The sequence below is a fragment of the Aquipseudomonas alcaligenes genome, assembly GCF_003205495.1.
Classification (GTDB): domain Bacteria; phylum Pseudomonadota; class Gammaproteobacteria; order Pseudomonadales; family Pseudomonadaceae; genus Aquipseudomonas; species Aquipseudomonas alcaligenes_B.
On the sequence record NZ_QJRX01000001.1, the window covers coordinates 29,136 to 52,033 of the forward strand.

Genomic DNA, 22,898 nt, shown 5'->3' on the forward strand with positions numbered 1-22,898 from the left:
CTACCTTACCTGACAAAGCGCGACGAAGCGCTTAGGCTGCTGAAACCATCCCCCATGTGAAGTGCTGAGATGCGCCGTCCAGTCCTGCCGACACTCCTGACCCTGTGCCTGACCCTTGCCCTGTCTGCGCACGCCGAGGAAACGCCGCCGCCCGCCACCGAACCAGCGGGCGAAGCCACCGCGGCTGAGCCCGCGCCGCGCGTACCCCTGGAGGAACGCAGCCAGGACAGCGCCGAGGCACTCGAGCGCCAGCTGCCCAGGGACGAGCAGCAGATGCTGCAGGCGGGCGAGGAACAGTTCCTTGCCCTGTGGAAACCGGCCAATGCGCCCGAGGCCAAGGGCGTGCTGATCCTGTTGCCGGGGGCCGACGAGAGCGCCGACTGGCCGCGCACGGTCAAGCCGCTGCGCCTCAAGCTGCCGGACATCGGCTGGAGCAGCCTGAGTCTGAGCCTGCCGGACAGCCAGGGCGCGCCGCTGCCGGAGGCGGTGCTGCCGCGCACCGCACAAGCGGTGACCGTCGACACCGCGACCGCCCCCGCCGCCCAGGCCCCGGTGCAGGACGGCGAGCAGCCCCCGTCCGAGGAGGCTGAGGCCGCGGCGGCACCCGCCGAACCCGTGCCGCCAGCAACAGCGGTCGACCCGGCCGAGCGGGTGTTCGCCCGCATCCAGGCCGGCATCGCCTTCGCCGAGCAGCAGGACGCCCAGCGCATCGTGCTGCTCGGCCACGGCAGCGGCGCCTACTGGGCCGCGCTCTACCTCAAGGAGCGCCAGCCCGCGGCGATCAAACAGCTGGTGGTGGTGGCGCCGCAACTGCCGGCCGGGCAGACGCCACCGCTGGAGGAGCTGATTCCCGGCCTCAAGCTGGCCACCGGCGACTTCTTCTACAAGGATCTGGCCGCCGACCGCGGCAACGCGGTGCGTCGCCTGCAGGCCAGCAAGCGCCTGGCCCACGAGGGCTATACCCAGGTCGCCCTGAAGGCCCTGCCGGGCAACCTGGAAGCCGAGCAGGAACAACTGTTCCGCCGCGTGCGCGGCTGGCTGGAGAAGCAGTAGACAGGGCTACGCCCGCTAGCGGAAACCGCGGCGCTGGCGCACCAGCTCGTAGGCGACCTGCAGCTCGCGGGTCTTGTCAGTGGCGGCGCGCAGCTGCGCCGGGGTCGCGCCGGAGCCGGCCAGCTTGTCCGGGTGATGACGGCTGAGCAGGCGCCGGTAGGCACGCTTGATCACCGCTGGCTCGCTGTCCGCCTGCACACCGAGCAGGCGCAGCGCCGCCTGGTAATCACTGGTTTTCACCTCTGGCACCTGACGCGCCGGCTCGTACTCGCTGGCCAAGGCCGCCAGCGCCTCGCGCCGCCAGCCCAGCCACAGCCCCCACTGGCGGATCAGCCGGGCTTCGGCCTCACTCACCCGACCGTCGGCCCAGGCCATGCGCCAGCAGGTACGCAGCAGCGCCTCGCTGCGCTCGGGGCGATGATGCAGAGCCCGTAGCGGCGCGCGCAGTTCACTGTCCTCGATCTGCTTGCCGCGATTGAAGGCCTGCATGGCACGGCGCCGCGCGGGCTCGTCCAGGCCGAGGCGCTGCATCTCGTTGCGTGCAGCCTGGATATGGCTGTCGAGCACCCGCCCGTCACTCTTGGCCAGGCGACCGATCAGCATGAACAGCAGGTCCTCGTCATCCAGCGCCGCCGGCTTGCGCCCGAGCAGTTCGCGCAAGTGGTCGAGCGATTGCAGGCGCAGGCGCCGATCCAGCACCTGGCCGAGCAGGCCACCCAGCAGAGCGCCGGGGATGCTGGCCAATGCCAGTCCCGCGGCGGCACCGAGCAGGGTCGCCGGCCAGAGCATCTCAGGCGCCCGCCATCAGCAAGTGCTCGACTTCCGCCAGGCGCTCGTGGGTACCGACATCGACCCAGCACCCACGGAAGTGCTCGCCACTCACCTGGCCGTCGACCATGGCCGCGCGCAGCAGTGGCGCCAGCTTGAAGGCGCCCGGCTGGCAGCCGGCGAACAGGCGCGGATGCAGCACGGCGATACCGCTGTAGGTCAGCGCAGGTTCACCGGCGACAGCATCGCTGACCCGCCCCTCGTGCAGGCGGAAATCGCCGGTCTGGTGGTGGGCCGGGTTGCTGACCAGCACCAGATGCGCCAGGCCCTCGAGCGGGCGGCGCAAGGCAGAGAAGTCGTAGTCGGTCCAGATATCGCCATTGACCACCAGGAAGGGCTCGTCACCGAGCAGCGGCAGGGCCCTGAAGATGCCACCGCCGGTTTCCAGCGGCTCGCCCTCGGCCGAGTAGGCGATACGCAGGCCGAAGCGGCTGCCGTCGCCCAGGTAATCCTCGATCTGCTGGCCGAGCCAGGCGTGGTTGATCACCAGCTCGTCGAAGCCGGCAGCGGCCAGGGCGCGCAGGTGGAACTCGATCAGCGGGGTGCCGGCGGCCCGCACCAGCGGCTTGGGCGTATGCAGGGTCAGGGGGCGCAGGCGCTCGCCCTTGCCCGCCGCCAGAATCATCGCCTTCATGCCGGCTGCGCCTCGCGCTGCGGCAGGCTGGCCAGCAGCTCGCCGAGCACGGCCAGCTCGGGCCGGCGCGCCAGCACCGCTTCTATATAAGCGAAGAAGCGCGACACATCGGCGAGGTACTTGGGCTTGCCGTCACGGTGGCAGATGCGCGCGAAGATACCGATCACCTTGAGGTGGCGCTGCACGCCCATCAGGTCGCTCATGCGCTGGAACTCGGCGAACTCGGCCGGCACCGCCAGGCCGGCCTCACGTGCCAGCTGCCAGTAGCGCTGCAGCCAGACCTGCACACGTTCCTCGGGCCAGCTGAGGAAGGCGTCCTTGAACAGGCTGGTGACGTCATAGCTGATGGGGCCGTGCACGGCGTCCTGAAAATCGAGGATGCCCGGATTGGGCTCGCTCAGCATCAGGTTGCGCGGCATGTAGTCGCGATGCACGAACACCCGCGGCTGGGCCAGGGCACTGCCCACCAGCAGGTCGCACACCCGCTGCCACTGCGCCTGCTGCACATCGCTCAAATCGACGCCGAGGTGACGCTGCAGATACCAGTCGGGGAACAGCTGCAGCTCGCGGCGCAGCAGGGCATCGTCGTAGGGCGGCAGCGCCTCGGCACCCGGCATGCGCTGGAACCTCACCAGCGCCTGCAGGGCCTGCTCGAACAACGCATCGGCGTTGTCGGCATTCAGCACTTCCAGCCAGGTCTGCCGGCCCAGGTCGTCCAGCAGCAGGAAGCCACGCTCTAGATCCTGAGCCAGGATGCGCGGCACATGCACACCGGTCTCCGCCAGCATGGCGGCGATGCGCACGAAGGGGCGGCAGTCCTCCTGCGGCGGCGGCGCGTCCATCAGAATCAGGCTGCGGCCCTCGGCCTGCCAGCGGAAATAGCGGCGGAAACTGGCGTCGCTACTGGCCGGGGTAAGGCTGGCGGCAGGCACTTCGCCCCAGCCCTGCTGCAGGAAAAGGGCAGGCAAACAGTCTTCCAGCCAGCTCTGCAGGAGCTGGAGACGTACATCTTGATCAGGCATTACAGGGGTCTCCGACGGCGCTAGCCGTTGCGCGGGTCATGCTTTATTATCCAGCATCTTTTTCAGCCCATCGAGAGGCGTGCGGCCCCCGCGGGTCGAAGGCGCGCAGGAAGCCCGGAAAAACAAGATGGCAGTAAATCTCCCCCTGTTCCGTAAAAAATTTCCGTTGCTGGTGACCGGCGGCCTGCTGGCCCTGCAACCCCTGGCCTCGCCCTTCGCCGTCGCTGCCGAGCAGTATGACTGCAGTGCCTCCGCCACCGGAGGCTGGGCCTGCTCGCCGAAAACCAATACTGCAGTGCAACTGCCACGTCCGCAGCACAGCGCTACGGCGGTCAGCGCCGCTCCGGCAGGCTCTGCCGCGCAGGGCAATGGCCAGCCTCAGGGCGAACAGCCGGTGCTGGTCACCGAGAGCGGCGGCCGCGCGCTGCAGAGCCGCAGCGCCGACTACAGCCATCTGGACTGGGTCCCGCGCGAGAAACTGACCGCCGCCCAGCTGGCGGAAGTCGGCCCCTATTGCGAGGGCGCCTATGTCGAGCCGCTGCGCCCGGGCATGAGCGACGATACGCCGATGGACGAGGCGCCGATGTTCGTCTCGGCCAAGGCCTCGCGCTACGAACAGGAAAAGGAAGCGGCCACACTGGCCGGTGACGTGGTCCTGCGCCAGTCGAGCATGCAGGTCGAGGCCGACGAGGCCACCCTGCACCAGGCCGAGAACCGCGGCGAGCTGAAGGGCAACGTGCGCATCCGTGACAACGGCATGCTGGTGGTCGGCGACCGCGCCGAGATCCAACTGGACAACGGCGAAGCCAAGGTAGAGAACGCCGAGTATGTGATCCACAAGGGTCATGCCCGTGGCAGCGCGCTATATGCCAAGCGCGAGGAAAGCGCGATCGTCCGCCTCAAGGACGGCACCTACACCCGTTGCGAGCCGGGCAGCAATGCCTGGCACCTGAAGGGCAACAACGTCAAGCTGAACCCGGCCACCGGCTTTGGCACCGCGACCAACGTGACCCTGCGGGTGAAGGACATTCCGGTGTTCTACACCCCCTACATCTACTTCCCGATCGACGATCGCCGCCAGTCCGGCTTCCTCGCACCGGGCATCAGCACCTCGAGCGACACCGGTTTCTCGCTGTCGACGCCCTACTACTTCAACCTGGCGCCCAACTACGACGCCACCCTCTATCCGACCTATATGGCCAAGCGCGGCCTGCTGATGGAGGGCGAGTTCCGCTACCTGACCAAGAGTAGCGAGGGCCAGGTCGGCGGTGCCTACCTGGACGACAAGGAAGACGAGCGTGAACTGCAGTCCGACTACGAAGACCAGCGCTGGATGTACAACTGGCAGCACAGAGGCGGTCTGGACGAACGCCTGCTGGCCGAGGTGGACTACACCGACATCAGCGACCCCTACTACTTCCAGGATCTCTCCAGTGACCTGGAAAACCTGGAAACACCGGACTTCCTCAACCAGCGCGGCACCCTGACCTATCGCGGCGACAGCTTCGTCGCCCGGCTCAATGCCCACGCCTACGCGCAGACCAGCGTGATCGATATCACGCCCTACGAGCGTCTGCCGCAGCTGACCCTGGATGGCAAGCTGCCGTTCCAGCCGGGCGGCCTGAACTTCTTCTACGGCACCGAGTATGTGCGCTTCGACCGCGACCTGCGCAGCGGCAACTTCATCGACGAGGACGGCAACGCCCAGCCTTGGTACGACAACAACGTGCGCGGCCTGGCCCGCTCCACGGGCGAGCGCATGCACCTGGAGCCGGGCATCAGCCTGCCGCTGGAAAGCACCTGGGGCTTCGTCAAACCGAGCCTGAAGTACGCCTACACCCAGTACGACCTGGAGCTGGACTCGATCGGCAAGGCCCAGGTCGGCGGCGACTTCGAGGACTCGCCGGACCGCAGCGTGCCGATCGCCAGCATCGACAGCGGCCTGTACTTCGATCGCAACACCCAGCTGTTCGGCACCAACTTCCGCCAGACCCTGGAGCCACGCGCCTACTACCTGTACGTGCCGGACGAGGATCAGGACGAGATCCCGGTGTTCGACACCGGCGAATACCGCTTCAACTACGCGGCCCTGTTCCGCGACAACCGCTTCAGCGGGCGTGACCGCATCGGCGACGAGAACAAGCTGTCCCTCGGCGTGACCAGCCGCTGGATCGAGGACAACGGCTTCGAGCGCCAGCGCGTCAGCCTCGGCCAGGCTATCTACTTCGAGGACCGCAAGGTCCAGCTGCCGGGCATCGACTACCGTACCCGCGACGATGCCACCGCCGACTTCTCGCCCTATGCGCTGGAGTACCTGTACCGCTTCAACCGCGACTGGCGCCTGAGCTCGGACTTCAACTGGGACGGCGAAGCACACCGCACCCGTTCCGGCAGCCTGATGTTCCACTACCAGCCGGAAGACAATCCGAACAAGGTGATCAACGCCGGCTATCGCTACCGCAACGATACCGTGCGCTACGACCAGGCCAGCGGCAACTGGACGTTCAATCCTGACTTCGGCACCCCGGGCAACCCGAACTACATCAAGGATTACTACAAGATCCAGCAGCACGACTTCTCGGTGATCTGGCCGATGGTGCCGCAGTGGAACCTGATCGCACGCTGGCAGCGCGACTATGCGCGCGACCGCACCCTGGAAGCCTTCGGCGGCTTCGAGTACGACAGCTGCTGCTGGAAGCTGCGCCTGATCAACCGCTACTGGATCGACTACGACGAAACCAGTCTCAACCCGGACGTCAACGAGGAGCCGGATCGCGGCATCTTCCTGCAGATCGTCCTCAAGGGGCTCGGCAATGTGCTGGGCGGCAAGACCGAGGGTTTCCTCGAGCAAGGCATTCAAGGTTACCGTGAACGTGAAGAACAAGCTTTCTGATTGCCTGCGCCCGCTCCTGCTGGGCGCAGTTTTCCTCGCCTCCGCCGCCCAGGCGCAGTTCCAGTCCATCGATCGCGTGGTCGCCATCGTCGACAACGACGTGATCATGTACAGCCAGCTCGACCAGCGCCTGCGCGAGGTCGAGCAGACCATCGGCAAGCGTGGCGGCCAGCTGCCGCCGCAGGACGTGCTGCAGCAGCAGGTCCTCGAGCGCCTGATCGTCGAGAACCTGCAGCTGCAGATCGGCGACCGCTCCGGCATCCGCATCACCGACGAGGAACTGAACCAGGCCATGGCCAGCATTGCCCAGCGCAATCGCCTGACCCTGGAACAGTTCCGCGCGGCCCTGGCCCGCGACGGCCTGTCCTACGACGACGCCCGCGAACAGATCCGCCGCGAGATGGTGATCAGCCGCGTACGCCAGCGCCGCGTCGGCGAGCGTATCCAGGTCACCGACCAGGAGGTGCAGAACTTCCTCGCCTCGGATCTCGGCCAGATGCAGCTGTCGGAAGAGTTCCGCCTGGCCAACATCCTGATCCCGGTCCCGGAAGCGGCTTCGCCGGACGAGATCCGTGCCGCGGCGCAGAAAACCTCGCAGGTCTATGACAGCCTGCGCGGTGGCGCCGACTTCGCCCAGACCGCCATGTCCAGTTCGGCCAGCGAGAACGCCCTGGAGGGCGGCGAGATCGGCTGGCGCAAGGCCGCCCAGCTGCCGCCGGCGTTTGCCGAGCTGATCCGCACCCTGTCGGTCGGCGACATCACCGAGCCGGTGCGCACCCCGTCCGGCTTCATGATCGTCAAGCTGCTGGAGAAGCGCGGCGGCGACACCCTGGTGCGTGACGAAGTGCACGTGCGCCACATCCTGATCAAGCCCAACGAGGTGCGCAGCGAAGAGGAGACCCGTCGCCTGGTGGAGCGCCTGTACGAGCGCATCGTCGCCGGCGAGGACTTCGCCACCCTGGCCAAGAGCTTCTCCGAAGACCCGGGCTCCGCGCTCAACGGCGGCGACCTCAACTGGATCGACCCCAACAGCCTGGTACCGGAATTCCGCGAGATGATGGCCAAGACGCCGAGCGGCCAGCTGTCGCAGCCGTTCAAGAGCCCCTACGGCTGGCACGTCCTGGAAGTACTGGGCCGCCGCGCCACCGACAGCAGCGAGCAGTACCGCGAGCAGCAGGCGATGAATGTCCTGCGCAACCGCAAGTACGACGAGGAACTGCAGGCCTGGCTGCGCCAGATCCGCGACGAGGCCTACGTCGAGATCAAGCTGTAACAGCCCGATCGATGCGAAGGAGCCCGGCAGCGCCGGGCTTTTTCTTGGGCGTAAGATATGCCTGCCACCTCCAGCATTCCCAACGAGACCGATCATGCCCACTTCCCGCCTGTTTGCCCTGACCCCCGGCGAGCCCGCCGGCATCGGCCCCGACCTGTGCCTGCTGCTGGCCCGCGAGGCCCAGCCCGAGGCGCTGGTGGCGGTGGCCAGCCGCGAGCTGCTGGCCGAGCGCGCCGCCCAGCTGGACCTGGACATCGAACTGCGTGAGGTCGGCCCCGGTAACTGGCCGGGTGTTCCGGCCCCGGCCGGCAGCCTGTATGTCTGGGACACGCCGCTGCAGGCACCCGTCGTAGCGGGCCAGCTGGATGCCCACAACGCAGCCTATGTGCTGCAGACCCTGACCCGCGCCGGCCAGGGCTGCCTCGACGGCACCTTCGCCGGGATGATCACCGCGCCGGTACACAAGGGCGTGATCAACGAGGCCGGCATCCCCTTCTCCGGCCATACCGAATTCCTCGCCGAGCTGACCGCCACCGAGCAGGTGGTGATGATGCTGGCCACCCGCGGCCTGCGCGTGGCCCTGGTGACCACCCACCTGCCGCTCAAGGACGTCGCCGCCGCCATCACTGCCGAGTGCCTGGCGCGGGTCGCCCGCATCCTGCACGCCGACCTGGTGGAGAAGTTCGGCATCGCCCAGCCGCGCATCCTGGTCTGCGGCCTCAACCCGCATGCCGGCGAAGGCGGCCATCTGGGCCGCGAGGAAATCGAGGTGATCGAGCCGACCCTGGAGCACCTGCGCGGCGAGGGTCTGGAGCTGATCGGCCCGCTGCCGGCCGACACCCTGTTCACCCCCAAGCACCTCGAGCAGTGCGACGCGGTGCTGGCCATGTACCACGACCAGGGCCTGCCGGTGCTGAAGTACAAGGGCTTCGGCGCAGCGGTCAACGTCACCCTGGGCCTGCCGATCATCCGCACCTCGGTCGACCACGGCACCGCCCTGGACCTGGCCGGCAGCGGACGGGTGGATACCGGCAGCCTGCGAGTGGCCCTGGAGACCGCCTACCAGATGGCCGCCGCGCGCCGCTGACGATCGACTGCGCCAGGTTTTTCTCCAGCTCGCTCGCCCTTAGACGCTTAGAGCCCACGCGCTGGGCTGCTAAACTGGCGCTCTTTGCATTGCGCTTTGAGCTTGTGGCTTGAAGCTTGGAGCCGTACCCATGTCCGAATACCAACACCGCGCGCGCAAGCGCTTCGGCCAGAACTTCCTGCACGACGCCGGCGTCATCCACCGCATCCTGCGCGCCATCCACGCCAGGGAGGACGAGCGCCTGCTGGAGATCGGCCCGGGCCAGGGCGCGCTGACCGAGGGCCTGCTGGGCAGCGGTGCGCAACTCGACGTGATCGAGCTGGACCTCGATCTGATCCCCATCCTGCAGGCCAAGTTCGGCGCCAACCCGCGCTTCCGGCTCAACCAGGGCGACGCCCTGAAGTTCGACTTCGCCCGCCTGCAGGCCGCGCCACACAGCCTGCGGGTGGTCGGCAACCTGCCGTACAACATCTCCACCCCGCTGATCTTCCACCTGCTGGACAACGCGCCGCTGATCCGCGACATGCACTTCATGTTGCAGAAAGAGGTGGTGGAGCGCCTGGCCGCCGAGCCGGGTGGTGGCGACTGGGGCCGGCTGTCGATCATGGTGCAGTACCACTGCCGGGTGGAGCACCTGTTCAACGTCGGCCCGGGCGCCTTCAACCCGCCGCCCAAGGTCGACTCGGCCATCGTTCGCCTGGTACCGCACGAAGTGCTGCCGCACCCGGCCAAGGATCATCGCCTGCTCGAGCGGGTGGTACGCGAGGCCTTCAACATGCGCCGCAAGACCCTGCGCAATACGCTCAAGCAGCTGCTGCCGGCCGAGGCCATCGAAGCCGCCGGCGTGGATGGCGGCTTGCGCCCGGAGCAGCTGGACCTGGCCGCCTTCGTGCGCCTGGCCGATCAGCTGGCCGTACGCCAGAGTGCCGAACAAGCGGACTAAACTGCCCTTCCAGCCTGCCGAGTTTTCCCAGATGGCCGACCCGCGTTACCAGATCGACGTCAGCGTCGAGACCCGCTACCTGCCGGAGCAGTCCACGCCGGAGCAGAACCGCTACGCCTTCGCCTACACCGTGACCATCCGCAACAGCGGCGCCGTGGCGGCCAAGCTGCTCAGCCGCCACTGGATCATCACCGACGGCGACGGCCGCGTGCAGGAAGTGCGCGGCGCCGGCGTGGTCGGCCAGCAGCCGCACCTGCAGCCCGGCGAGAGTCACACCTACAGCAGCGGCACGGTGATGGCGACCAAGGTCGGCAACATGCACGGCAGCTACCAGATGGTCGCCGACGACGGCAAGCGCTTCGAGGCCCCCATCGCACCGTTCCGCCTGGCCGTACCGGGGGCCCTGCACTGATGGCGACCTATGCGGTAGGCGACCTGCAGGGCTGCCTGCAGCCGCTGCGATGCCTGCTCGAGCAGGTCGCCTTCGACCCGTCCCGGGACAAGCTGTGGCTGGTCGGCGACCTAGTCAACCGCGGCCCGCAGTCGCTGGAGACCCTGCGTTTCCTGTTCGCCATGCGCGAGTCGCTGGTCTGCGTGCTCGGCAACCATGACCTGCACCTGCTGGCCGCAGCGCACAACGTCGAGCGCCTGAAGAAGAACGATACCCTGCAGGAGATCCTCGACGCGCCGGACCGCCACGACCTGCTCGAGTGGTTGCGCCAGCAGAAGCTGATGCACTACGACGAGCAGCGCGACATCGCCTTGGTGCATGCCGGCATCCCGCCGCAATGGACGCTGAAGAAGGCGCTCAAGCGCGCCGCCGAGGTCGAGGAAGTTCTGCGCGACGACGCCCGTCTGCCGCTGTTCCTCGACGGCATGTACGGCAACGAGCCGGCCAAGTGGGACGGCGACCTGCACGGCATCACCCGCCTGCGGGTGATCACCAACTACTTCACGCGCATGCGCTTCTGCACCGAGGATGGCACGCTCGACCTGAAGAGCAAGGAAGGCGTTGACACCGCCCCCCCCGGCTACGCCCCCTGGTTCGCCTGGCCGCACCGGCGCACCCGCGGGCAGAAGATCATCTTCGGCCACTGGGCGGCGCTGGAAGGCCAGTGCGACGAGCCCGGCCTGTTCGCCCTCGACAGCGGCTGCGTGTGGGGCGGCGCCATGACCCTGATGAACATCGACAGCCGCGAGCGCTTGCGCTGCGACTGCAAGGAGATCGCCCGATGAGCGAATTCAAACGCATCCCCCCGGAACAGGCCCAGGCTCTGCGCGAGCAGGGCGCCGTGGTGGTCGACATCCGCGACCCGCAGAGCTTCGCCAACGGCCATATCCGCGGCTCCAAGCACCTGGACAACCACAGCCTGGCCGCCTTTATTGCCGCCGCCGACTTCGACCAGCCGCTGATCGTCACCTGCTACCACGGCAACTCCAGCCAGAGCGCCGCCGCCTACCTGGCGCACCAGGGCTTCGCCGAGGTGTACAGCCTGGATGGCGGTTTCGAGCTGTGGCGCAACCTGTTCCCCGGCGAAGTCGCTCAGGGCGAGCACGAATAATTTTTTGCGCGGCGCAAAGCCGCGCCAGCCGAAGCCTGCCGACGAACGGCAATGCTTTGTCACCCTTTCGCCATCCTTGACGCCGGCGAAACCGAACTACTCTTAGGACGAGGCCATCCAGAAAGGGAGAGCCGGCACACCGGTTCCGGGCCATCGGTAGCGTCTTTGAGGTGTTCTGGGGGATTTCCCGCGGCTGACCAGCCGAAGCCCCGTGCACCCGCCCGAATGACCCGCGCCGGCTCCACGCAAGCGAGCGAGGTGCAGTCATGAGTATATTCAGCCACTTCCAGCAAAGATTCGAAGCGACTCGGCAGGAAGAATATTCCCTGCAGGAATATCTGGAGCTGTGCAAGACGGACCGCAGCGCCTATGCCACTGCGGCCGAACGCATGCTGATGGCCATCGGCGCGCCCGAGCTGCTGGACACCTCGGTCGATCCGCGGTTGTCGCGGATCTTCTCCAACAAGGTGATCCGCCGCTACCCGGCCTTCGCCGACTTCCACGGCATGGAAGAGTGCATCGACCAGATCGTCTCCTACTTCCGCCACGCTGCCCAGGGCCTCGAGGAGAAGAAGCAGATCCTCTACCTGCTCGGCCCGGTGGGCGGCGGCAAGTCGTCGCTGGCGGAGAAGCTGAAGTCGCTGATGGAGCACATCCCCTTCTACGCCATCAAGGGTTCGCCGGTGTTCGAGTCGCCGCTCGGCCTGTTCAACGCCGACGAGGACGGCAAGATCCTCGAGGAGGAGTACGGCATCCCGCAGCGCTACCTGCGCTCGATCATGTCGCCCTGGGCCACCAAGCGCCTCAACGAGTTCGGCGGCGACATCAGCAAGTTCCGCGTGGTCAAGCTGCACCCCTCGATCCTCAACCAGATCGCCATCGCCAAGACCGAGCCGGGCGACGAGAACAACCAGGACATCTCCGCCCTGGTCGGCAAGGTGGATATCCGCAAGCTCGAGGAATTCCCGCAGAACGACGCCGACGCCTACAGCTACTCGGGGGCGCTGTGCCGGGCCAACCAGGGCCTGATGGAGTTCGTCGAGATGTTCAAGGCACCGATCAAGGTGCTGCACCCGCTGCTGACCGCCACCCAGGAGGGCAACTACAACAGCACCGAGGGCCTCGGCGGGCTGCCCTACAGCGGCATCATCCTGGCCCACTCCAACGAGTCGGAGTGGCACAGCTTCCGCAACAACAAGAACAACGAGGCGTTCATCGACCGCATCTACATCGTCAAGGTGCCCTACTGCCTGCGCGTCACCGACGAGATCAAGATCTATGACAAGCTGCTCACCCACAGCTCGCTGGCCAGCGCCCACTGCGCCCCGGACACCCTGAAGATGCTCGCCCAGTTCTCCGTGCTGAGCCGCCTGAAGGAGCCGGAGAACTCCAACATCTACTCGAAGATGCGCGTCTACGACGGCGAGAACCTCAAGGACACCGACCCCAAGGCCAAGTCGATCCAGGAGTACCGCGACGCCGCCGGGGTGGACGAGGGCATGGCCGGGCTGTCGACCCGCTTCGCCTTCAAGATCCTCTCCAAGGTGTTCAACTTCGACCCGCACGAGATCGCCGCCAACCCGGTGCACCTGCTGTATGTGCTGGAGCAGCAGATCGAGCAGGAGCAGTTCCCCGCCGAAACCCGCGAGCGCTACCTGCGCTACATCAAGGAATACCTGGCGCCGCGCTACATCGAGTTCATCGGCAAGGAGATCCAGACCGCCTACCTGGAGTCCTACAGCGAGTACGGGCAGAACATCTTCGACCGCTACGTGCTGTATGCCGACTTCTGGATCCAGGACCAGGAGTACCGCGACCCGGAGACCGGCGAGATCCTCAACCGCGTGGCCCTCAACGAGGAGCTGGAGAAGATCGAGAAGCCGGCCGGCATCAGCAACCCGAAGGACTTCCGCAACGAGATCGTCAACTTCGTGCTGCGCGCCCGCGCCAACAACAACGGCAAGAACCCCACCTGGCTCAGCTACGAGAAGCTGCGCGTGGTGATCGAGAAGAAGATGTTCTCCAACACCGAGGACCTGCTGCCGGTCATCAGCTTCAACGCCAAGGCCAGCAAGGAGGACCAGCAGAAGCACAACGACTTCGTCAAACGCATGGTCGAGCGCGGCTACACCGAGAAGCAGGTACGCCTGCTGTCGGAATGGTATCTGCGGGTTCGCAAGTCGCAGTAGTCTGCCATCGGCGCCGCGGCATGGCCGCGGTGCCGGTCGCCGTCGCGTTCGGACCTGCCCGTGCCGGCTCTGCCGTGCGGGCCAGGCCCTGAGGAGCATTCATGAGCTACGTCATCGACCGGCGTCTGAACGGCAAGAACAAGAGCACGGTGAACCGCCAGCGTTTCCTGCGGCGTTACCGTGAACACATCAAGAAGGCCGTGGAGGAGGCCGTCAGCCGGCGCTCCATCACCGACATGGAGCACGGCGAGCAGATCAGCATTCCCGGCCGCGACATCGACGAGCCGGTGCTGCACCACGGCCGTGGCGGCCGGCAGACCACCGTGCACCCGGGCAACAAGGAATTCAACGCCGGCGACCATGTGCAGCGCCCGCAGGGCGGCGGTGGCGGGCGCGGGCCGGGCAAGGCGAGCAACTCCGGCGAGGGCATGGACGAGTTCGTCTTCCAGATCACCCAGGAGGAATTCCTCGACTTCATGTTCGAGGACCTGGAGCTGCCCAACCTGGTCAAGCGCCACCTGACCGGCACCGACACCTTCAAGACGGTGCGCGCCGGCATCAGCAACGAGGGCAACCCCTCGCGCATCAACATCGTCCGCACCCTGCGCTCGGCGCACGCCCGGCGCATCGCCCTGTCCGGCTCCAGCCGCAGCAAGCTGCGCGAGACCAAGGCCGAGCTGGAGCGGCTCAAGCACGAGGAACCGGACAACCTGGGCGACATCCAGGCGCTGGAGGCGGAGATCGAGCGACTCAGCGCGCGGATCAATCGCATCCCCTTCCTCGACACCTTCGACCTCAAGTACAACCTGCTGGTCAAGCAGCCCAATCCCAGCTCCAAGGCCGTGATGTTCTGCCTGATGGACGTCTCCGGCTCAATGACCCAGGCCACCAAGGACATCGCCAAGCGCTTCTTCATCCTCTTGTATCTGTTCCTGAAGCGGAACTACGAGCGCATCGAGGTGGTGTTTATCCGCCACCATACGAGTGCGAAAGAGGTGGACGAGGAGGAGTTCTTCTACTCCCGCGAGACCGGCGGCACCATCGTCTCCAGCGCGCTCAAGCTGATGCAGGAAATCATGGCCGCGCGCTACCCGACCAACGAGTGGAACATCTACGGCGCCCAGGCCTCGGACGGCGACAACTGGAACGACGACTCGCCGGTATGCCGCGACATCCTGATCAACCAGATCATGCCGTTCGTGCAGTACTTCACCTACGTCGAGATCACCCCGCGCGAGCACCAGGCGCTGTGGTACGAGTACGAGCAGGTCGGCGAATCCTTCGCCAAATCCTTCGCCCAGCAGCAGCTGGTCTCCGCCGCGGACATCTACCCGGTGTTTCGCGAGCTGTTCCAGCGCCGCCTGGTCACCTGAGGGCAGCACCATGAGCGCAGCCGAGAAAAGACGCCAACCGATCTCCACCGGCTCGGAGTGGACCTTCGAGCTGATCCGCCAGTATGACCGCGAGATCGCCCGCATCGCCGAGCGCTACGCGCTGGACACCTACCCCAACCAGATCGAGGTGATCACCGCCGAGCAGATGATGGACGCCTACGCCTCGGTCGGCATGCCGCTGGGCTACCACCACTGGTCCTATGGCAAGCACTTCCTGGCCACCGAGAAGGGCTACTCGCGCGGACAGATGGGCCTGGCCTACGAGATCGTGATCAACTCCGACCCCTGCATCGCCTACCTGATGGAAGAGAACACCATGTGCATGCAGGCCCTGGTGATCGCCCACGCCTGCTACGGCCACAACAGTTTCTTCAAGGGCAACTACCTGTTCCGCACCTGGACCGACGCCAGTTCGATCATCGACTACCTGGTGTTCGCCAAGCAGTACATCATGCAGTGCGAGGAGCGCCACGGCATCGACGCGGTGGAGGACCTGCTCGACTCCTGCCACGCCCTGATGAACTACGGCGTGGACCGCTACAAGCGCCCCTACCCGATCTCCGCCGAGGAGGAACGGCGCCGCCAGAAGGAACGCGAGGAGCACCTGCAGAAGCAGATCAACGACCTCTGGCGCACCATCCCCAAGAGCGCCAGCAAGGGCCACGAGCAGGACAGCAAGCGCTGGCCGGCCGAACCGCAGGAGAACATCCTGTACTTCCTGGAGAAGCACGCGCCGCTGCTGGAACCCTGGCAGCGAGAGGTGATCCGCATCGTGCGCAAGATCGCCCAGTACTTCTACCCGCAACGCCAGACCCAGGTGATGAACGAGGGCTGGGCGACCTTCTGGCACTACACCCTGATGAACGACCTGTACGACGAGGGCCTGGTCACCGAAGGCTTCATGATGGAGTTCCTGCAGTCGCACACCAGCGTGATCTACCAGCCCGGCTTCGACAGCCCCTACTACAGCGGCATCAACCCCTACACCCTGGGCTTCGCCATCTACAGCGACCTGCGGCGCATGTGCGAGCACCCCACCGAGGAGGACAAGCGCTGGTTCCCGGACATCGCCGGCAGCGACTGGCTGAGCACCCTCAAGTTCGCCATGGCCAACTTCAAGGACGAGAGTTTCATCCTGCAGTTCCTCTCGCCCAAGGTGATCCGTGACCTCAAGCTGTTCAGCGTGCTCGACGACGACCAGCAGGACGACCTGCTGATCCCGGCCATCCACGACGAGCCTGGCTACCGGCAGATCCGCGAGACCCTGGCGGCGCAGTACAACCTGGGCAACCGCGAGCCCAACGTGCAGATCTGGAGCGTCGATCGCCGCGGCGACCGCTCGCTGACCCTGCGCCACTTCCAGCACGAGCGCAAACCGCTGGGCGAGTCCACCGCCGAGGTGCTCAAGCACCTGCACCGCCTGTGGGGCTTCGACATCCACCTGGAGAGCATGCGCGGCGACCAGATCGTCGGCGTGCAGCACGTGCCGCCCCGGGGCGAGCAGGACGGCGACAACGAATACCCGCGCCTGGACCTGGTGATTCCGCCGATCTGAGCCCCGCGGCGCTTTTTCGCTTATCCTCCGCCGCAACGGAGGAATCGACATGCAGATCTACAAGGTTGGCGGCGCCGTGCGCGACCGCCTGCTCGGCCGCCCGGTCGCCGACACCGACTGGGTGGTGGTGGGCGCCAGCGCCGAGGCCATGCAGGCCCGGGGCTTCCGCCCGGTGGGCAGCGACTTCCCGGTCTTCCTCCACCCGCAGACGGGCGAGGAGTACGCCCTGGCCCGCACCGAGCGCAAGTCGGGCACGGGTTACGGCGGCTTCACCTTCCACGCCAGCCCGGACGTCACCCTGGAAGAGGACCTGATCCGCCGCGACCTGACCATCAACGCCATGGCCGAGGACGACCAGGGCCGCATCACCGACCCCTATGGCGGCCAGCGCGACCTGCAGGATCGCGTGCTGCGCCATGTCTCCCCGGCCTTCGCCGAGGACCCGCTGCGGGTGCTGCGGGTGGCGCGCTTCGCCGCCCGTTATGCGCCGCTGGGCTTCCGCGTCGCCGACGAGACCCTGGAACTGATGCGCCAGCTGGCCGAGTCCGGCGAGCTGCAGGCGCTGACCGCCGAGCGCAGCTGGAAGGAAATCTCGCGCGCCCTGATGGAGCCGCGCCCGGACGTGTTCATCCAGGTGCTGCGCGACTGCGGCGCCCTGGCCGAGCTGCTGCCGGAGCTCGATGCCCTATTCGGCGTGCCGCAGCCCGAGGCGCACCACCCGGAAGTGGATACCGGCCTGCACTGCCTGATGGTGCTGCGCCAGTGCGCCCTCCACGAGCAGCCGCTGAGCGTGCGCTGGGCCTGCCTGCTGCACGACCTGGGCAAGGGCCGCACGCCGGCGGAGGAATGGCCGCGGCATATCGCCCACGAAACCCGCGGGCTCAGGCTGATCGAAGCGGTGAACCAGCGCTGCAAGGCGCCGCGCGACTGCGCCGAACTGGCGCTGCTGGTCGGCGAGTACCACACCCACGGCCACCGTGCCCTGGAGCTGCGTGCCCAGACCCTGCTGGAACTGCTGCAGAGCTTCGACGTGTACCGCCGGCCACAGCGCTTCGAGGAGTTTCTCGCCGCCTGCGAGATGGATGCCCGTGGCCGCCTCGGCCTGGAAGAGCGCGACTACCCGCAGGCGGCCTACCTGCGCGGCGCCATGCAGGCCGCCCGCGCGGTGGCGGTGCAGCCGCTGGTGGAGCGCGGCCTTAAGGGCGCGGAGCTGGGCGAGGCGCTCAAGGGCGAGCGACTGAAGGCACTCAAGGCCTACAAGGCAAACGCTCAGCCCGCATAGCCCTGGGGTAATCCGGGCTACAGAGGCGCTGGATTGGTCTGGATCAGCGCGGCCGGCGTCAGCTCGGCGCCGCGCCAGGTGAAGGGTACCGGCCACAGCTGCTGGTCGATCCGCACCTCGCGCCACAGCTCGGCGAAGGGTTTGCCGGCCAGCGGATGCAGTGCTTCGGGCGCCAGCAGCGCCAGCGGCCAGAGCACGAAAGCGTTCCTGAGGATTTCCGCGCGCGGCAGCTCCAGGCCATCGAAACTGCCGGCCAGGTCGCCATACAGCAGCACGTCGATATCCAGCGGCAGCCCCTTGCGCTCGGGGGCGTAGCGGCCGTTGTCGGCCTCGATGAACTTGAGTCGGCGATCCAGCTCGGCCAGCGACAGATCGGTGCGCGCGCTGACCACCAGGTTGTAGAAGTTGCCGCTCCTGATCCCCACCGGGCGGCTCTCGAACACCGGCGAGCAGCGCAGGTCGTGGAGGAAGCCGGCCAGGGCATCGAGACCGGCGACCAGGCGCAACTCGCGCTCGGTGTTGCTGCCCAGTCCGAGGAAGATGACGGTCATGCTCGACTGCGCTCGATTTCCACGCCCACCGCGCGGGCCTGGGCATTGGCGCCGGGCTTGGTTACCCGCAGGCGCAGCCAGGGCATGCCGAACTGCGCCAGCAGCTGTTCGGCCAGGCGCTCGGCGAAGGTCTCCACCAGCTCGAAACGAGCAGAGGCGGCGAAGGCCTGCACCTGCTGGTTCACCGCGGCGTAATCGAGCGCCTTGCTCAGGTCGTCAGCGGCGGCGGCCGGGCGGATATCCCAGGCGAACGTCAGGTCCAGGCGCAGGCACTGGCGAATGCCACGCTCCCAGTCGTAGGCGCCGATCAGGGTGTCGACTTCCAGACCTTCGATGAAAACCTTGTCCAAACCTCGTCTCCGCTGCACGACAAGACCCGCGTCCCGCCGCTAGAATCGGGGCTCACTCGCCCCGGAATGGATACCATGTTCTGGCTGCTGGCACTGCTCGCCTACCTGCTCGGCTCGCTGTCCTTCGCCATCCTGCTCAGCCGCCTGAGCGGCGCACCGGATCCGCGCGCCAGCGGCTCGGGCAACCCCGGCGCCACCAACATGCTGCGGGTGGCCGGCAGGAAACTGGCCGTGCTGACCCTGCTCGGCGACCTGGCCAAGGGCCTGCTGCCGGTACTGATCGCCGGCCTGCTCGGCCTCGCAGTACAGCAGCAAGCCTGGATCGGCCTGGCCGCCGTGATCGGCCACCTCTACCCGCTGTACTTCCGCTTCAGGGGCGGCAAAGGCGTGGCCACCGCCGCCGGCATGCTGCTCGGTCTCTATCCACCGGCCGCCCTGCTGGCCCTCGCCGCCTGGGCGCTGACCTTCTTCCTCACTCGCACCAGCTCACTGGCCTCGTTGATCGCCACACCGCTGACCCTGCCCCTGCTGGCCTGGCAGCAGCCGGGCGCCCTGCTGCCGATGTGCGTGCTGACCGGGCTGATCGTCTGGCGCCATCGCGGCAATCTACGCGACCTCCTGGCCGGACGCGAACGACACTTCTGAGTCGCGCCCATAAGCCCGGCTCATATGGCCGGCAGCTGCTCCATCGGCCAGCGCGCCTGCACCGCAATCGCGGGTCCTTCGTGCTGCCCGGCCAGCAGGCGCTGGCAACCGGCATAGGCGATCATCGCGCCGTTGTCGGTGCAGAAACGCGGGCGGGCGTAGAACACCTTGCCCTTGAGCCCACCCAGCATCTGCTCAAGGGACTGGCGCAGGGCCTGGTTGGCACTCACCCCGCCGGCGATCACCAGGCTGTTCAGGCCGGTCTGCTTGAGCGCGCGCTTGCACTTGATGGTCAGGGTATCGACCACCGCCTCCTGGAAGGCCAGGGCGATATCGGCACGGGTCTGCTCGCTGGCGTCACCGGCCTCGCGGCACTGCTGCCAGGTATTCAGGGTGAAAGTCTTGAGGCCGCTGAAGCTGAAGTCCAGGCCGGGGCGGTCGGTCATCGGCCGCGGGAAGGTGAAGCGCCCCGGCGTGCCGGAAGCGGCCAGGCGGGCGATTTCCGGGCCGCCCGGATAGCTCAGCCCCATCAGCTTGGCGGTCTTGTCGAAGGCCTCGCCGGCGGCATCATCCACCGACTCGCCGAGCATCTGGTAGCGCCCGATGCCATCGACCCGCACCAGCTGGGTGTGCCCGCCGGAAACCAGCAGGGCGACAAACGGGAAGGCCGGCGGCGTCTCTTCCAGCATGGGTGCCAGCAGGTGGCCCTCCATATGGTGCACGCCGACCGCCGGAATGTTCCAGGCGAAGGCCAGCGCCTGGGCGCACGCCGCACCGACCAGCAGGGCACCGACCAGCCCCGGACCCGAGGTGTAGGCAATGGCCTCGATCTGTGCGGCGTCCACGCCGGCCTCGCCCATGACCTGGCGGATCAGCGGCAGCATGCGCTTGACGTGGTCACGCGAGGCCAGCTCCGGCACCACGCCGCCGTAGACGCGATGCAGGTCGATCTGGCTGAACAGGGCGTCGGCCAGCAGGCCGCGCTGGCTGTCGTAGAGGGCAACGCCGGTTTCGTCGCAGGAAGTTTCCAAGCCCAGCACCAGCATGGGTTTGCGCCTTTGATCAGGAGAAATTCGGAGGCGCGCATGATAATCGGCGCCCCTGGGCCGGGCCAGCGCTTTTCGATCAGAGGCTTTGCATTCCGCAGCGCGAGGCGTTAATATCCGCAGCCCTTGAAAACCGACGTATTCCCGTGCCCTTGCCGGATCGCGTCGTCCATTCGGTAAAACAGTGAAGGTACGACCTGGATGCCAGCCGTCAAAGTTAAAGAGAACGAACCCTTCGACGTAGCTCTGCGTCGTTTCAAGCGCTCCTGCGAGAAAGCCGGCGTCCTGGCCGAAGTCCGCAGCCGCGAGTTCTACGAGAAGCCCACCACCGAGCGCAAGCGCAAGGCCGCCGCCGCGGTCAAGCGTCACGCCAAGAAAGTGCAGCGCGAGCAGCGCCGCCGCGAGCGCCTGTACTGAGTTATCAGTCGCGCCGCTAAAGGCTTCCGCAACGCCCGGCTCCGGCCGGGCTTTGCATTTCTGGACTCCGCTTCGCCAGTCGGCGTTGAACGGAGTTTTTTCGTTTATGCTGCCGCCTTCGGCAACCCACGCTGACGAGCCATGGCCGGTCTGATCCCGCAGTCCTTCATCGATGATCTGCTCAACCGCACCGACATTGTCGAGGTGGTGAGTTCGCGCATCCAGCTGAAGAAGGCCGGCAAGAACTACACGGCCTGCTGCCCCTTCCACAAGGAGAAGACCCCCTCCTTCAGCGTCAGCCCGGACAAGCAGTTCTACTACTGCTTCGGCTGCGGCGCCGGCGGCAATGCCCTCGGCTTCGTCATGGACCATGACAGCCTGGACTTCCCCCAGGCCGTCGAGGAACTGGCCAAGCGCGCCGGCATGGACATCCCGCGCGAGGACAGCGGCCGCGGCCGCACCCCGCGCCAGCCCACCGACTCGCCGCTCTATCCGCTGCTGACGGCCGCCGCCGACTACTACCGCCAGGCCCTGAAGAGCCACCCGACGCGCAAGTCGGCCGTGGACTACCTCAAGGGCCGCGGCCTGACCGGCGAGATTGCCCGCGACTTCGGCCTGGGCTTCGCCCCGCCGGGCTGGGACAACCTGCACAAGCACCTGGCCGGCGACAAGCTGCAGCAGAAGGCCATGATCGACGCCGGCCTGCTGATCGAGAACGCCGAGAACGGCCGCATTTACGACCGCTTCCGTGACCGCGTGATGTTCCCCATCCGCGACAGCCGCGGCCGCGTCATCGCCTTCGGCGGCCGCGTGCTCGGCGACGACAAGCCGAAGTACCTGAACTCCCCGGAAACCCCGGTGTTCCACAAGGGCCAGGAGCTCTACGGCCTGTACGAGGCGCGCAAGAGCAACCGCGACCTCGACGAGATCATGGTGGTCGAGGGCTACATGGACGTCATCGCCCTGGCCCAGCAGGGCCTGCGCAACGCGGTGGCGACGCTTGGCACGGCAACCAGCGAGGAGCACCTCAAGCGCCTGTTCCGCCTGGTGCCCAGCGTACTGTTCTGCTTCGACGGCGACGCCGCCGGACGCAAGGCGGCCTGGCGCGCCCTGGAGGCGACCCTGCCCAACCTGCAGGACGGTCGCCGCGCGCGCTTCCTGTTCCTGCCCGAGGGTGAGGACCCGGACACCCTGGTGCGCAGCGAGGGCACCGATGCCTTCCGCGCGCGCATCAACCAGCACGCCCAGCCGCTGGCCGACTACTTTTTCCAGCAGCTCTCCGAAGAAGCCGATCCGCGCTCGCTGGAAGGCAAGGCGCACCTGGTCACCCTGGCCGCGCCACTGATCGAAAAGATCCCCGGCAACCACCTGCGCGCCCTGATGCGCCAGCGCCTCTCCGAAATCACCGGCCTGTCCGGCGAGATGCTGCAGCAGGTCGCGCAGAGCGCTCCACCGGCCGCAGCCGGCGCAGCCGCCAACCATGAGCCGGCGGCGGATCACGGCCACTACTACGACGCCCAGCCCGACTACGGCGACATCGCCGACTACGCCAGCCACATCGAGCCACCGGCCGAGGCCTACGAGAGCAAGAAGCCCTGGCAGAAAGGCGACGGCAAACCCTGGAAGAAGGATGGCGAGTGGAAAAAGGGCGGCGACTGGAAGAAAGGCGGGCGCGACAACGCCCCACCGCGCAAGCCGGTGCATGTCGAGTCGCCGACCCTGACCGCCCTGCGCACCCTGCTGCACCACCCGCAACTGGCGCAGAAGGTCGAGGATGTCAGCCATTTCGCCGCCGAAGACGACACCTATGCCCAGCTGCTAGTGGCCCTGGTCGGCACCCTGCAGAAGAGCCCCAAGCTGCGCTCGCTGCAACTGATCGCGCGCTGGCATGGCACCGAACAGGGCCGCCTGCTGCGCGCCCTGGCGGAGAAGGAGTGGCTGATTTCCGCCGACAACCTTGAACAACAGTTTTTCGACACTATAACTAGCCTTGTAGGCCGTCAGCGCGAGCGCAGTCTGGAACAACTGCTGCGCAAGGCCCGTCAAAGCGAGTTGAGCGCAGAGGAAAAAGAGCAGCTGCGCGACCTGCTCAGCCGCGGCGCATCCCCCGTCTCCCCGACCTCAGCTGGCGCGTGAGGTCAATGCTCGGCTATAATAGTCAGCTTATTTTTCAG

Annotated in this window: 21 protein-coding genes; 15 read left to right on the forward strand and 6 right to left on the reverse strand. The window is 66.9% G+C overall.

What is annotated here, in order from left to right:
- Positions 1-69: 69 nt before the first annotated feature.
- Positions 70-1,053 carry an alpha/beta hydrolase family protein gene (locus DMO17_RS00145; protein ID WP_110680295.1) on the forward strand — a complete coding sequence of 328 codons (984 nt, stop codon included), beginning with the start codon at positions 70-72 and terminating at the stop codon, positions 1,051-1,053.
- A 15-nt stretch (positions 1,054-1,068) separates the two neighbouring features.
- Here the strand turns inward: DMO17_RS00145 and DMO17_RS00150 are convergent, their stop codons facing one another.
- Genes DMO17_RS00150 through DMO17_RS00160 form a run of 3 tightly spaced genes read right to left on the reverse strand, consistent with a single transcriptional unit; the run spans position 1,069 to position 3,537 of the window.
- Positions 1,069-1,842 carry a TerB family tellurite resistance protein gene (locus DMO17_RS00150; RefSeq protein WP_110680296.1) on the reverse strand — a complete coding sequence of 258 codons (774 nt, stop codon included), beginning with the start codon at positions 1,840-1,842 and terminating at the stop codon, positions 1,069-1,071.
- Position 1,843: 1 nt separating this feature from the next.
- Positions 1,844-2,515, reverse strand: coding sequence for an N-acetylmuramate alpha-1-phosphate uridylyltransferase MurU (gene murU, locus DMO17_RS00155; RefSeq protein WP_110680297.1), 672 nt, complete (start codon positions 2,513-2,515; stop codon positions 1,844-1,846).
- The gene (locus DMO17_RS00160) at positions 2,512-3,537 is read right to left on the reverse strand and encodes an aminoglycoside phosphotransferase family protein (RefSeq protein ID WP_110680298.1); all 1,026 of its coding nucleotides are present in this window, start codon (positions 3,535-3,537) and stop codon (positions 2,512-2,514) included. The genes murU and DMO17_RS00160 overlap by 4 nt, the downstream gene beginning before the upstream one ends.
- 127 nt (positions 3,538-3,664) lie before the next feature.
- On the opposite strand from DMO17_RS00160, the gene DMO17_RS00165 reads away from it, so the two are divergent.
- The 11 genes from DMO17_RS00165 (at position 3,665) to DMO17_RS00215 (ending at position 17,715) form a co-directional block, all read left to right on the forward strand.
- Positions 3,665-6,430, forward strand: coding sequence for an LPS-assembly protein LptD (locus DMO17_RS00165; RefSeq protein WP_110680299.1), 2,766 nt, complete (start codon positions 3,665-3,667; stop codon positions 6,428-6,430).
- Positions 6,405-7,703, forward strand: coding sequence for a peptidylprolyl isomerase (locus tag DMO17_RS00170; RefSeq protein WP_110680300.1), 1,299 nt, complete (start codon positions 6,405-6,407; stop codon positions 7,701-7,703). Before DMO17_RS00165 ends, DMO17_RS00170 begins: the two co-directional genes overlap by 26 nt.
- A 94-nt stretch (positions 7,704-7,797) precedes the next feature.
- Positions 7,798-8,790, forward strand: coding sequence for a 4-hydroxythreonine-4-phosphate dehydrogenase PdxA (pdxA, locus tag DMO17_RS00175; RefSeq protein WP_110680301.1), 993 nt, complete (start codon positions 7,798-7,800; stop codon positions 8,788-8,790).
- A 130-nt stretch (positions 8,791-8,920) separates the two neighbouring features.
- On the forward strand, positions 8,921-9,733 hold the full coding sequence (gene rsmA / locus DMO17_RS00180; RefSeq protein ID WP_110680302.1) for a 16S rRNA (adenine(1518)-N(6)/adenine(1519)-N(6))-dimethyltransferase RsmA: 813 nt from the start codon (positions 8,921-8,923) through the stop codon (positions 9,731-9,733).
- Between the two features lie 31 nt (positions 9,734-9,764).
- Positions 9,765-10,145 (forward strand): Co2+/Mg2+ efflux protein ApaG, encoded by a 381-nt coding sequence (apaG, locus tag DMO17_RS00185; protein ID WP_110680303.1) that lies wholly within the window; start codon positions 9,765-9,767, stop codon positions 10,143-10,145.
- Positions 10,145-10,969, forward strand: a complete 825-nt coding sequence (locus DMO17_RS00190; protein WP_110680304.1) for a symmetrical bis(5'-nucleosyl)-tetraphosphatase — start codon at positions 10,145-10,147, stop codon at positions 10,967-10,969. Before apaG ends, DMO17_RS00190 begins: the two co-directional genes overlap by 1 nt.
- Positions 10,966-11,295 carry a thiosulfate sulfurtransferase GlpE gene (gene glpE, locus DMO17_RS00195; protein WP_110680305.1) on the forward strand — a complete coding sequence of 110 codons (330 nt, stop codon included), beginning with the start codon at positions 10,966-10,968 and terminating at the stop codon, positions 11,293-11,295. Before DMO17_RS00190 ends, glpE begins: the two co-directional genes overlap by 4 nt.
- Positions 11,296-11,561: 266 nt before the next feature.
- On the forward strand, positions 11,562-13,484 hold the full coding sequence (locus DMO17_RS00200) for a PrkA family serine protein kinase (protein ID WP_110680306.1): 1,923 nt from the start codon (positions 11,562-11,564) through the stop codon (positions 13,482-13,484).
- Between the two features lie 101 nt (positions 13,485-13,585).
- Entirely contained in the window at positions 13,586-14,857 is a 1,272-nt protein-coding gene (locus DMO17_RS00205) for a YeaH/YhbH family protein (RefSeq protein ID WP_110680307.1), read from the forward strand.
- Between the two features lie 10 nt (positions 14,858-14,867).
- Positions 14,868-16,433 carry a SpoVR family protein gene (locus tag DMO17_RS00210; RefSeq protein ID WP_110680308.1) on the forward strand — a complete coding sequence of 522 codons (1,566 nt, stop codon included), beginning with the start codon at positions 14,868-14,870 and terminating at the stop codon, positions 16,431-16,433.
- Between the two features lie 49 nt (positions 16,434-16,482).
- The gene (locus tag DMO17_RS00215) at positions 16,483-17,715 is read left to right on the forward strand and encodes a multifunctional CCA addition/repair protein (RefSeq protein WP_110680309.1); all 1,233 of its coding nucleotides are present in this window, start codon (positions 16,483-16,485) and stop codon (positions 17,713-17,715) included.
- Positions 17,716-17,732: 17 nt separating this feature from the next.
- On the opposite strand, the gene folK is transcribed toward DMO17_RS00215, so the two are convergent.
- Both folK and folB read right to left on the reverse strand, forming a co-directional pair.
- Positions 17,733-18,266, reverse strand: a complete 534-nt coding sequence (gene folK, locus DMO17_RS00220) for a 2-amino-4-hydroxy-6-hydroxymethyldihydropteridine diphosphokinase (protein WP_110680310.1) — start codon at positions 18,264-18,266, stop codon at positions 17,733-17,735.
- A complete protein-coding gene (gene folB / locus DMO17_RS00225) occupies positions 18,263-18,616 on the reverse strand; it encodes a dihydroneopterin aldolase (RefSeq protein WP_110680311.1) in 354 nt (117 codons plus the stop codon). Before folB ends, folK begins: the two co-directional genes overlap by 4 nt.
- Positions 18,617-18,691: 75 nt before the next feature.
- Here folB and plsY point away from each other — a divergent pair, with 75 nt between their 5' ends.
- Positions 18,692-19,261: a glycerol-3-phosphate 1-O-acyltransferase PlsY gene (plsY, locus tag DMO17_RS00230; RefSeq protein WP_110680755.1), complete on the forward strand. Its 570-nt coding sequence runs from the start codon at positions 18,692-18,694 to the stop codon at positions 19,259-19,261.
- A gap of 20 nt (positions 19,262-19,281) precedes the next feature.
- Here plsY and tsaD read toward each other — a convergent pair whose 3' ends face one another.
- Positions 19,282-20,307 (reverse strand): tRNA (adenosine(37)-N6)-threonylcarbamoyltransferase complex transferase subunit TsaD, encoded by a 1,026-nt coding sequence (tsaD, locus tag DMO17_RS00235; protein ID WP_110680312.1) that lies wholly within the window; start codon positions 20,305-20,307, stop codon positions 19,282-19,284.
- Between the two features lie 201 nt (positions 20,308-20,508).
- On the opposite strand from tsaD, the gene rpsU reads away from it, so the two are divergent.
- Both rpsU and dnaG read left to right on the forward strand, forming a co-directional pair.
- Entirely contained in the window at positions 20,509-20,724 is a 216-nt protein-coding gene (gene rpsU, locus DMO17_RS00240; protein ID WP_021702507.1) for a 30S ribosomal protein S21, read from the forward strand.
- A 141-nt stretch (positions 20,725-20,865) separates the two neighbouring features.
- Positions 20,866-22,860: a DNA primase gene (gene dnaG, locus DMO17_RS00245; protein WP_110680313.1), complete on the forward strand. Its 1,995-nt coding sequence runs from the start codon at positions 20,866-20,868 to the stop codon at positions 22,858-22,860.
- Positions 22,861-22,898: the final 38 nt, after the last annotated feature.